Below are 11,810 nucleotides of genomic sequence, written 5' to 3'. Positions count from 1 at the left end.
AACTCTTACATCAACTTTCCGGGTTTCCGCCTATCTTTCTCGGCTGGTTGCTATCCATTTTTCAAGGTTCTTTTCTGCCACCTTTTCTCTCAGGCGACGATTATTATCATATCATCTCTGCCGCTTTTCGTCAAGTCTTTTTTAAAACTTTTTTTCAACTCAATTACTCTTTTTTCACGCGACATTTAATATATTAACATCATCTTCATTGGGTGTCAAGGGATTTTTAAAACTTTTTTAATTTAATTTATAGATTCATCTATTACCCCTCCACCTAGTACTATATCCCCATCATAGAAAACAGCTGATTGTCCAGGTGTAACAGCTTGAAACGGTTCAGCAAATAAAGCTTTCACCTTATTTCCGTCTCCTATTGGAATGACTTTGCCAGGTGCAGGTTTTGAATTATATCTTACCTGAATCAATATATCATTTAATTCACTATCGATTTCAGGTATAGATAACCAATTAGGCTTATTAATAATTAATCCATGAGATTTCAAATGATCTCTTGGACCAACTATTAAAGCATTATTCTCTGAATCAATATCAATCACATATACAGGATGATTCATAGAAATTCCAAGGCCTCTTCTCTGACCAATAGTATATTTATGAAGGCCTTCGTGTTCACCTATCTTCTCACCGTCATAATAATATATTGGTCCAGACATACTTAAATCTGGATAATTACTATCCAGAAACCTTTGATAATCATCATCAGGAACAAAACAGATCTCCTGACTATCAGGTTTATTAAAGATCCTTAAGCCTATCTCTTTCGCAATTTTTCTGACTTCATCTTTCTTATAATTGCCTAAAGGAAATAAGGTTTTTGCCAGCTGTTCTTGCTTAAAGCCATACAGCATATAAGTTTGGTCTTTTTCTAAATCTTCAGGCCTTCTTAAAATAAACCTATTATCTTTTTTCTCTTTAATTGCATAGTGTCCTGTTGCTACATAATCACAATCTAGCTGCAATGCTTTATCAAGTAATGCGTTAAACTTTATTTTTTTATTACAAACAATACAGGGATTAGGAGTCCTCCCTTTACTGTATTCCTCTACAAAATTATCTATTACTTCCCTCTGAAAAACTTCTTTAAAATTAAGAGTATAATGAGGGATATCTAGTCTGGCTGCTACTCTTTTAGCATCTTCTATTGACGATAAAGAACAACAACCGCCTTCTTCCTCAGATCTCTGTTCATAATCCGGGAAAACCTCCATTGTTGCCCCTATAACATCATAACCATCTTTTTTTAATAAGGCAGCAGCAACAGAGCTATCAACCCCTCCACTCATTGCCATTAAAACTCTATCCATTATTCTTCATCTTTCTCCTTTGAATCAGACCTATAATTTTCTATTGCATCTTTAATAGCATCAGCAGCAAGATTAGAACAATGCATTTTAGCTGGAGGTAATCCATCAAGAGCTTCTGCAACTTGATCTTTTGTAACTTTTAGGGCATCATCAAGAGACTTACCTTTTACAAGCTCTGTTACCATGCTACTTGTAGCTACAGCTGCTCCACAGCCAAAAGTAGAAAACTTTATATCCTTAATATGATCATCTTCTATTTTCATATAAACCTTAATAATATCTCCGCAGGTTGGATTGCCAACTTCACCAATAATATCAGCATCATCCATTTTCCCTACATTTCTAGGATTTTGAAAATGATCCATTACTTTATCTGAATACATAAAAAACACACTCCTTAATATCTATTATAATTATCCATCATATAATGGAGACATATCTCTGATCTTCTGAATTACACCTGGTAATTCTTCTAATAAATAGTCAACTTCTTCCTCGGTGGTATTATACCCTAATGAAATTCTTAAAGAACCATGAGCAACTTCATGTGACATCCCAAGTGAAAGTAAAACATGAGAAGGATCTAAAGAACCTGAAGTACAGGCTGATCCACTTGAAGCAGCAATCCCTAAGAAGTCCAGATTTAATAAAATAGATTCCCCTTCAATGTATCTAAAACAAAAATTAACATTATTAGGCAACCTCTCTTCTCCTCTTGGACCATTAAGAATAGCTTTCGAAATATTATCTTCTATATTATTTATAATTTTATCTCTCAACTTTACTAACTTTTCCTGCTTTTCAGGAAGCCTCTTCTTAGCCAGTTCAGCAGCTTTGCCAAAACCTACTATACCTGCTAGATTTTCTGTGCCCCCACGACGCTTTCTTTCTTGAGCACCACCATTCATCTGCGGTATTAATTTAACTCCCTTTTTAACATATAATGCTCCAACACCTTTAGGTCCGTTTATTTTATGAGCTGATAGAGTTAATAAATCAACTCCTAAATCTTGAACATCAACCTCTATCTGTCCTGCTGCCTGAACTGCATCAGTATGAAAGTAAACTTCATTGTCTTTAGCAATTTTAGCAATCTCTTTAACTGGTTGAATAGTTCCAATCTCATTATTAGCCATCATAATTGAAATTAAAATAGTATCATCTCTAATTGAATCTTTAAGCTCTTCAAGATTAATAAAACCATCTTCATCAACATTTAAATAAGTTACATCAAAACCTAAATGCTTCTCCATAAATTCACAGGTATGGAGCACAGCATGATGCTCTATTTCACTTGTAATAATATGCTTTCCCTTATCTTTTAAAGCCATCCCTACACCTTTAATAGCAAGGTTATCAGCTTCTGTTCCACTACCAGTAAAAATAATTTCTCGACTATCTTCAGCATTAATCAAGCTCTGAACTTTCTCTCTGGCTTCCATTATTGCCTGATTAGCCTTCTGCCCCTCTTGATATATACTAGAAGGATTACCAAATTCTTTTGTTAAAAAAGGTTGCATCTCTTGATAAACCTTTTCATCAATTGGTGTTGTAGCGGCATGATCAAAATAATATCTCTTATCCATAAATTTCACCTCATTAACAACAAATTTAATTAGATTTGATTTTTTCAGCTTTATTTTTTAAGTCTTCTAAGGTATGAGAGTCTAGAACCTCTTCAATCTGATTACTTAAAATATTCCACAACTCATGGGTTGCACATTCTTCACTCTGGTTACATTCATAATCTTCCTGAACACAATTAACTGGACTAACTGGTCCTTCAAGTACCCTGAATATATCTCCTGCTGTAATATCCTCTGGGGCTTTGTTTAACAAATAACCACCATGGGCACCTCTTACACTTTTTACTAAACCTGATTTTCTTAAATTAGCAAATAATTGTTCCAAATATTGCTCTGAAATATTTTCTCTTTCAGCTATTACCCTTAAAGGAATAGCTTTACCATCTTCATGCAGAGCCAAATCAATCATTGCTCTAAGTCAATATCTTCCCCTTGTAGAAATCTTCATTTTAATACCACCCCATACTTGAGTTTTATCCTCGGATTTATTCTACCACAGAATAAAATAACTGTCAAATATTTTATTCGTTTTTTATAGATAAAAAGAATCCGTAATATTAATTTCGATCTTATCAGATGTAATCTCTCTAATCTCTTTAATTAAATTATTAACAATATTATACTTCAAAACAGCTAAAATAACAAATTGACCTTCTTCATATCCCTGTTCTTTTATATCAGCCTTAAATTTTTCTAATTGTCCTAAAACATTTCCAATATAATCATACGGACCTTTAAATTTTAATTTTTTATATAAAATCAAATTCTTTATTCCTGCTGCTTCAATAGCCAGTTTAGCGGTCTCTCCATATGCTCTTATTAAGCCACCTATTCCTAGTTTAGTTCCCCCGAAATACCTTGTTACAACTACAACTGTATTAATCAAATCTCTGGTTGAAATCTGTTGTAAAATTGGTTTTCCTGAAGAACCAGCAGGTTCACCATCATCATCTGCATATTCAATTATATTATTGTTATTATAAACTCTATAAGCATTAACATTATGATTAGCATCTGAATGTTTTTCTCTTATATTATCTATAAATTCTTCAGCAAGACCAATACTACTACAAGTTTTTGCAACACCATAAAATTTGCTATCCTTTATTTTATTAAAAACTTCTTCAGAAGAACTAACAGTCTTATATTCCTCACCTTTATCCAGATAAATCACCACCATTATCATCTTTTTTTAAATTATCCAAAAAATCCTTTATTTTCTTTTCTCTACCCTGGACATCAGGATGATATAATTCTATATTTCTATATTTCTCTGGCAAATAATTCTGTTCGATGTAATTATTTTCATAATTATGAGGATATTTATAATTATCACCATGGTTTAAATCCTTAGAACCTGAATAATGGCTGTCCCTTAAATGAATAGGCACCTCATTGTAATCATTATTTCTAACAAATTTTAAAGCTTTATCAATACCCTCAATTACTGAATTACTCTTGGGTGCAGTAGCTAGATGAATTGTAGCTTGAGCTAGTGGAATTCTAGCTTCAGGCATTCCTATATATTCTAAAGCTCTCACAGCACTAACTGCTATCTGTAAAGCTCCAGGGTCTGCCATTCCAATATCTTCAGAAGCATGAACAATTAATCTTCTGCCAATAAACATAGGATCTTCACCAGCTTCCAACATCAAAGCTAACCAATAAAGAGCAGCATCTGGATCAGAACCTCTAATACTTTTAATAAAAGCAGAAATCACATCATAATGCCTGTCTCCAGCTTTATCATATTTAACTATTTTTTCTTGAAGGCTTTCAGCAATAATTTCTTTATCTAGAACTATTTCACCTTTACTATCTGTTGAAGTAGAAAAAACAGCTATTTCAAGACCATTCAAAGCTACCCTGGCGTCTCCATTTGCCCTGTCTGCCAAAAAATCAATTGCTTCTTCATCAATATTTATCTTATACTCACCTAAACCATTCTTATTATCTTTTAAAGCCTGTTTTATAATTTTTTTAATATCTTCTTTTTTCAAAGATTCTAATTTAAAGACCCTGCTTCTTGATAATAAGGGAGAATTAACTTCAAAATAAGGGTTCTCGGTTGTTGCACCTATCATAATAATTATACCTTCTTCAACAGATGGTAGTAATGCATCCTGCTGAGACTTGTTAAACCTGTGAATTTCATCTATAAATAAAATCGTTCTTTGATTATATAACTTAATATTATTTTCGCCCTTTTTAATTACTTCTCTTAAATCTTTTACACCTGATGTAACTGCATTAAGTTTCACAAAATCAGAATCAGTATGGTCAGCAATTATCTTTGCCAGACTAGTTTTACCACTACCAGGTGGCCCATATAATATTAATGACTGTAGCCTATCAGACTCAATCATCCTTCTTAATAATTTACCCTCGCCTATAATATCTTCCTGACCATATATTTCAGAAAAATTTTCTGGACGCATTCTATAAGCCAGTGGCTTAGCTTTATCATTATTCTTCTGTTTATTAGAAAATAAATCCATTTTATTAGCTCCTATGTTCTTTACATTTGACTATTTTATTCTCAGTAATAATAAAATCAACTGGAAGATCATACTGATTAGTTGGGACTTCATCAATAATAAATTCATTATAAGCAAAACTTACTTTTAAAGGGGCACTTTTACTTTGATTAGCTCTTTCTAAAAACCTATCATAAAAACCCCCACCATAACCAATTCTGAAACCTTTTAAAGAAAAAACCAGCCCAGGCACAATAATTACATCTAATAAAGATGGTTCAATCCTGGATTTAGAGTCAAGTGGTTCAAGAATTCCATAAGCACCTTCAGTTAAATCGTTAAAATCCCTTATTAATACTGCTTCCATCTCCTTTGTTTCAGGGTTTGGATGAGGAACATAAACCTCTTTATTATCATTAATCATTTTCTTAATCAAATCATGAGTTTGAACTTCATTTTTATAAGAGACATAAATAAAAATCATATTATTATCCTTATAAAAATCAGACCCTAAAAATTTGCTAATTATCTTTTGGCTCTTACATTCAACTTTATCATCACTTAAATTCTCTCTTCTAATCATAAATTTATTTCTCAAATTATTTTTACTCATTTTATTCACCTGAATTTATAATACCAAAAAGGAAGGCTTTATGCAAAAGATTCTTATATATAATAAACAAAAAAACTGATTGGTATCCCAATCAGTAGAAATAAAGTCCCGCCATGCCGTGTGGATTTTAAATTTTGATCCCTGTCTGCCAGGTGGGTGCCCTCCTACTCGGTTTGTAAGTCCATTTAAGGCTTTTACGCCGCAAGTAGAGTCCAGGCTCCCTATGTGTAAGTGTTGGTCAAAATTTTTAACCATCACGCACATGGCAGAACCTAATATTTCTTTAATTATAATACCACATAAATGCTTTTAATGCAAGCTTTATAGGGTATTAGATATCCAATTTAATTCCTAGTTCATCAAGTTGGCTTTTACTAACTTCTCCAGGAGCTTTAGTTAATAATGAACCGGCTTTTTGATTTTTAGGAAATGCAATTACATCTCTTATAGAGTTTTTACCAGTTAAAATCATAATTATTCTATCCAACCCAAAGGCTACTCCACCATGGGGAGGAGTTCCATATGCTAATGCTTTTAATAAAAAGCCAAACTTCTCTTCAGCTTCCTCTTCAGAAATATTCAACAATCTAAAAACTTTCTCCTGAATATTCCTTCTATGTATCCTCTTACTACCTCCTCCAATCTCTTCACCATTTAAAACCATATCATAAGCTGCAGCCCTAACATTAAGTGGTTCTTTATCTAAAAGCTCAATATCTTCTACTTTAGGTGCAGTAAATGGATGGTGTTCTGATTCAAGTCTATCTTCTTCATCATTGTAATGAAATAAAGGAAAGTCCACAACCCATAAAAAATCAAATTTATTTTCAGGTATTAAATTTAACTTTTTGCCTAAATGAAGCCTTAATTGTCCAAGTGCAGTTACTGAGGTTTTATAATCAGCAGCAACTAATAATGCAAGATCATTATTTTCTATTTCAAGTTTTTCTTTTAAACTGTTAATTTCATCCTCAGATAAAAATTTAGCAATTGGTGATTTTACTTCTTCTTCGTTAAATGCAAACCAGGCTAATCCTTTTGCACCATAAGTCTTAACGATATCTTCTAACTTATCTACCTGACCTCTGCTAAATTCAGCTCCACCAGTTACTTTAATACCTCTAACTGTTCCACTACTATTTACAATATTTCTAAATACATTGAATTTACTCTCAGTAAATATCTCAGATAAATCTTTTATTTTCATGCCAAATCTTGTATCAGGACTATCGCTCCCATAATTATCCATGGCCTCTTTATAAGTAATTCTGTCGAAGTTTAAATCAACTTTAATATCACCAATAGAAAAAATATCTCTTACTAACTCTTCCATCTCTGACATAAATCTGTCCTGTTCGAAAAATGACATTTCAATATCTATTTGGGTAAACTCAGGCTGTCTATTAGCTCTTAGATCCTCGTCCCTAAAACATCTAGCAATCTGAAAATATTTCTCTACTCCAGATGACATTAAAAGTTGCTTAAATAATTGAGGTGATTGTGGTAATGCATAAAACTTGCCTTTATTTACTCTGCTTGGAACCAGGTAATCTCTTGCACCTTCTGGAGTACTCCTGGTTAAAATAGGAGTCTCTACTTCCCAATAACCTCTCTCAGTTAAAAACTGTCTGGTTTTTTGCATTACAAGGTGTTTTATTTTTAAAGCATTCTTCATTTCTGGCCTTCTTAAATCAAGATATCTATATTCTAATCTTAAATCTTCACCAACATCTGCATTATCTTCAATTAAAAATGGTGGTGTTTCTGATTCAGCCAGTATTTCAATATCATGACCTTCTAGCTCAATCTCACCTGTAGACATTTCTGGATTAATATTATCATCAGGTCTTGCTCTCACTTCACCTTCAATTTTTATAACATATTCAGATCGTAATTCATCAGCAATCTTAAAGGCATTTTTAGATATAGACTGATCGAATACAGCCTGAACTATTCCACTTCTATCTCTAATATCTATGAATATTAATGAACCATGATCTCTTCGTTTTTGTACCCAACCACATACAACTACTTTTTCTCCAATAAAATCTTTATTTATTTCTATATTTTTATTGCTTCTAAATTTCTCAATAACATTGGATTCCATCTTGTCACTCCTAACATATACTAATTATCTAATAAATCACTAACCTTTTCTGATAATTCACTTAAAACTACAGAAAATTCTTCTCCACTTTTCATGTTTCTTAATGTAGCCTGGCCAGATTCAAGTTCTTCATTACCTAGAATAATTGTGTAATTACTATTTTTTCTATCAGCATCTTTCATTTGACTTTTAACACTCCGGCCAAAATAATCCTTATCAGCAGAAATCCCGGATTCTCTTAATTGATTTAAATACTTAAAACCTTCTCTTTCTGCACTTTCTCCAATAGTTACAATATAAATATCAATCCCTGATTCTATATCTAATTCCTTGCCCTCTAATAAGATTTCTAAACGCTCAAGGCCTAGAGCAAAACCAACTCCAGGGATATCTCTATCTCCAATTTCTTCAATTAAACCGTTATAACGACCACCAGCAAAGATTGCATCCTGTGAACCAAGCTCATCTGATTTTATTTCAAAAGCTGTATTTGTGTAATAATCTAAACCTCTCACAAGAGTAGGTACTTCTCGATATTCAATCTTTAAAGTATTCAGCCCATTTTTAACTTTTTCAAAATCATCTTTACATTTATCACATAAGTTATCAGTTATTTTAGGGGCGTCTTTAATAATCTCCTGACAACTTTCGACTTTACAATCAAGTACCCTTAAAGGATTAGTTTCAATTCTTCTTTTACAATCACCACATAACTCTTGATTAACTTCAGAAAAATAATTTTTTAATTTTTCCAAATAAGGTGGTCGACATTCTTTACATCCAACAGAGTTTATTTCAACGAAAAAATCAGATAATCCAACTTCTTTTAAAAAGTCAATACCTAATTTAATAATCTCAACATCAACTAAAGGATTATCGCTCCCTAATACTTCAACCCCAAACTGGTGGAATTGTCTATATCTTCCAGCCTGTGGCCGCTCATATCTGAACATTGGCCCTGAATAAAAAAACTTAAAAGGTAAAGCCTTACCATAAAGCTTATTTTCAATAAAAGACCTTACTACAGGAGCAGTACCCTCTGGTCTTAAAGTAATACTTCTTCCACCTTTATCTTTAAAAGTATACATCTCTTTCTCAACAATATCAGTCGACTCTCCAATTCCTCGAATAAATAGATCCGTAGATTCAAATATTGGAGTTCTTATCTCTTTATAATTATACTTTCTGCATATCTCTTTCGCTTTTTCTTCTAAATATTGCCATTTAAAAGAGTCCGGGGGCAAAATATCATTTGTCCCCCGGGGAGCATTAATAGTCATAAATAAATCCTTCCTTTCAATATAAACTATCTACTTTTATAAATCGCCTTCTATTTCAACATCTTCATCAGTCTCTAGATCTTCTGCTTCAAGTTCTTCAAGATCTTCAGCATCCAGCTCTTCTACGTCTTCATCGGCAGGGGGTAAAGCTTCATCTGTCCCCATTCCCTGCATATCCTGTTGTAATTCTATAAATTTATTCATTTCTTCTGAAGCACGCTCTTCATCACCTAATTCGTTAAAAGCTAGATTTAATTGATACCTTGCCATTAAATTATCACCAGCATATTCTGACGCAAGATCATATTTTTCTGTAGCTTCATCAAGATCTCCTTCTTCTCTAAACAACTCTCCAAAATGGTATGCAACTTCCCAGCTTTCAGGATGCTCTTCCATCGCTGTTTCCATTGTAACTATTGCATTATCAAAATCACCATCATAGAAATAGCTTTCTGCTAGATAAATATATAATGCAGGGTCATTCTGCATTTCAACTGCTTCATAAAAACTTTCTCTGGCACTGGCATAATCATCATTCTGATAATACCTCATACCTCTTAAAGCAGCATCATAAATTTCAATTTCAGCATTATTTCTGGCTTCTTGTAACCATTCTTCAAACTTTTCTTCTTCTAATTCAGCAATCAAGTTATCCCTTATTTCGCTTTTAGTTGATTCTAATTCTTCTTCAGACATTTCATCAATTTCTTCCTGAGAATAATTTTCATTTAACCTTTCATCAACTAAATCATCATCAACATCTACTTCTCCTTGAATATCTTCAATAGTAGCTTCCACTAAGTTTTGCTGTTGAATAGATGCTCGTATGCTGTCCCTAAAGTCTTCTATTGTGAAACCTTGATTAGCCATTAACTCTTCAAGTTCTTCCATACTTAATTGATTCTGTTCTAATACTTGATTTATCGCCTCTTCAACCTCTTCTTCACCAACCTCTACACTAATGTCTCGCTCCTGTGATTCTAGTTGTAATAACCTCTCTTCAATAATAGAATTTAAAATACTCAATCTAAATGGTAACATCTGTGTTCTTGAAAACTGTGCAGTCTGTTGAGCATAATTCTGTAACATATTAAAATACTGTTGACGTGAAATTTCATTGCCATTTACAGAAGCAATAGCATCATCAACGTCCATTGATTGCTGCTGGCCTCCGCCTGAGCCTCCACCCATGTAAGCGCCATAACCCATAAAAGCACCTGTTATAGCAAAAGCTAATACAACTAAATAAACAACAAATTTACTATTTTTTCTCAATTCATTAAACATTAATATAAATACCTCCTATTAATCTATTAAAAATAATATTCTTTAAATTCTTTAATAGTTGTTTCTGGACCATGTCCAGGATATACTTTAGTATCATCTGAAAGTTCAATTAAATTATTAATTGAACTATTCAGCTTATCCTTATTGCCGCCAGGAAGATCAGTTCTTCCTACTCCATGCTTAAAAATTGTATCTCCACTAAATAATAACCCATCATCTTCATTATAAAGACTTATACTCCCAGGGCTATGACCTGGACAATAAATTATATCAAACTTACTATCTCCAATAATTAAATTATCCTTTGATTCAAGAAAAAAGTCAGCACTTGGGCTTATGATTTCAATTCCCATATATTTTGATAAATTCTTTTCTGGGTCAGAAAGGTTTTCTGCTTCCTTACTCCTAATTCCTAATTTTACATTAAAGTTATTTTTTAAAAATTCATTTCCCCCAATATGATCAAAGTGACTATGGGTATTAATGATATATTTTAAATTTAAATCAAATTCTTCAATTTTATTTTTTATTTCAAAAACTTCTTTTTTAGAACCAGGATCAATAACAATAGCTTCATTTAAATCCCAGATCAAATAACCATTTACTGAATTCATATTAAAAGCAAATCTTATATAATCGATTTTTAAATCACCCCCAGCAAATTAATCTAAAACTCTTTTTTACTATCTAGCAATAAAGTCACTGGACCATCATTATTTAAAGTCAAATTCATATAAGCTTTAAATTCACCATGGGCATAATCAAGCCCAGTCTCTTTAACCTTATTTATAAAGTAATTATATAGTTTTTCTGCCTTCTCTGGGGAAGCTGCCTGACTGTAACCTGGCCTTCTGCCTGACCTGCAATCGCCAAAAAGAGTGAATTGAGAAACTATTAAAATCTCTTTATCTAGATCTTTTGCTGACAAATTCATCTTTCCTTCTTTATCATCAAACACTCTTAAATTAACAATCTTATCAACAAGATAATCTACATCATCTTTGCTATCTTCTTCTCCTACACCCAGTAAAATGCATAAACCCTCATTAATCGATCCAATTATCTCATTATCAACTTCTACTTTAGATTCAAGTACTCTCTGAACAACAGCCCTCATAAATTACCTCCTGTATAT

The 11,810-nt window shown here is 32.5% G+C and carries 12 protein-coding genes and 1 other RNA gene; all 13 read right to left on the bottom strand.

Annotated features, from left to right (window positions below; all coding sequences use genetic code 11):
- Positions 1-242: 242 nt before the first annotated feature.
- Positions 243-1,325 (bottom strand): tRNA 2-thiouridine(34) synthase MnmA, encoded by a 1,083-nt coding sequence (gene mnmA, locus I0Q91_RS03165; RefSeq protein ID WP_270452811.1) that lies wholly within the window; start codon positions 1,323-1,325, stop codon positions 243-245.
- Entirely contained in the window at positions 1,325-1,708 is a 384-nt protein-coding gene (gene nifU, locus I0Q91_RS03160) for a Fe-S cluster assembly scaffold protein NifU (protein ID WP_270452810.1), read from the bottom strand. Before nifU ends, mnmA begins: the two co-directional genes overlap by 1 nt.
- 30 nt (positions 1,709-1,738) lie before the next feature.
- Positions 1,739-2,911, bottom strand: a complete 1,173-nt coding sequence (gene nifS / locus I0Q91_RS03155; protein WP_270452809.1) for a cysteine desulfurase NifS — start codon at positions 2,909-2,911, stop codon at positions 1,739-1,741.
- A 25-nt stretch (positions 2,912-2,936) separates the two neighbouring features.
- Positions 2,937-3,320, bottom strand: coding sequence for an RrF2 family transcriptional regulator (locus tag I0Q91_RS03150; RefSeq protein ID WP_270452808.1), 384 nt, complete (start codon positions 3,318-3,320; stop codon positions 2,937-2,939).
- 123 nt (positions 3,321-3,443) lie between these two features.
- Entirely contained in the window at positions 3,444-4,097 is a 654-nt protein-coding gene (locus tag I0Q91_RS03145) for an IMPACT family protein (RefSeq protein WP_270452807.1), read from the bottom strand.
- Positions 4,069-5,409 (bottom strand): replication-associated recombination protein A, encoded by a 1,341-nt coding sequence (locus tag I0Q91_RS03140; protein WP_270452806.1) that lies wholly within the window; start codon positions 5,407-5,409, stop codon positions 4,069-4,071. Before I0Q91_RS03140 ends, I0Q91_RS03145 begins: the two co-directional genes overlap by 29 nt.
- A gap of 4 nt (positions 5,410-5,413) precedes the next feature.
- Complete coding sequence (locus I0Q91_RS03135) at positions 5,414-6,001, bottom strand: 5-formyltetrahydrofolate cyclo-ligase (RefSeq protein WP_270452805.1); 588 nt, start codon at positions 5,999-6,001, stop codon at positions 5,414-5,416.
- A 101-nt stretch (positions 6,002-6,102) separates the two neighbouring features.
- Positions 6,103-6,276: non-coding RNA, 6S RNA (gene ssrS / locus I0Q91_RS03130), on the bottom strand.
- A gap of 56 nt (positions 6,277-6,332) precedes the next feature.
- Positions 6,333-8,108 carry an aspartate--tRNA ligase gene (aspS, locus tag I0Q91_RS03125; protein ID WP_270452804.1) on the bottom strand — a complete coding sequence of 592 codons (1,776 nt, stop codon included), beginning with the start codon at positions 8,106-8,108 and terminating at the stop codon, positions 6,333-6,335.
- A gap of 20 nt (positions 8,109-8,128) precedes the next feature.
- On the bottom strand, positions 8,129-9,388 hold the full coding sequence (hisS, locus tag I0Q91_RS03120; RefSeq protein ID WP_270452803.1) for a histidine--tRNA ligase: 1,260 nt from the start codon (positions 9,386-9,388) through the stop codon (positions 8,129-8,131).
- A gap of 36 nt (positions 9,389-9,424) precedes the next feature.
- Positions 9,425-10,675 carry a SurA N-terminal domain-containing protein gene (locus I0Q91_RS03115; RefSeq protein WP_270452802.1) on the bottom strand — a complete coding sequence of 417 codons (1,251 nt, stop codon included), beginning with the start codon at positions 10,673-10,675 and terminating at the stop codon, positions 9,425-9,427.
- Between the two features lie 26 nt (positions 10,676-10,701).
- Positions 10,702-11,289: an MBL fold metallo-hydrolase gene (locus I0Q91_RS03110; protein ID WP_270452800.1), complete on the bottom strand. Its 588-nt coding sequence runs from the start codon at positions 11,287-11,289 to the stop codon at positions 10,702-10,704.
- Between the two features lie 53 nt (positions 11,290-11,342).
- Positions 11,343-11,792 carry a D-aminoacyl-tRNA deacylase gene (dtd, locus tag I0Q91_RS03105; protein ID WP_270452799.1) on the bottom strand — a complete coding sequence of 150 codons (450 nt, stop codon included), beginning with the start codon at positions 11,790-11,792 and terminating at the stop codon, positions 11,343-11,345.
- Between the last annotated feature and the right edge of the window lie 18 nt (positions 11,793-11,810).

This window comes from Halonatronomonas betaini (assembly GCF_015666175.1).
Classification (GTDB): domain Bacteria; phylum Bacillota; class Halanaerobiia; order Halanaerobiales; family Halarsenatibacteraceae; genus Halonatronomonas; species Halonatronomonas betaini.
The sequence above is the reverse complement of the archived record's forward strand: the minus strand, read 5'-3'. Positions and strand labels throughout refer to the sequence as shown.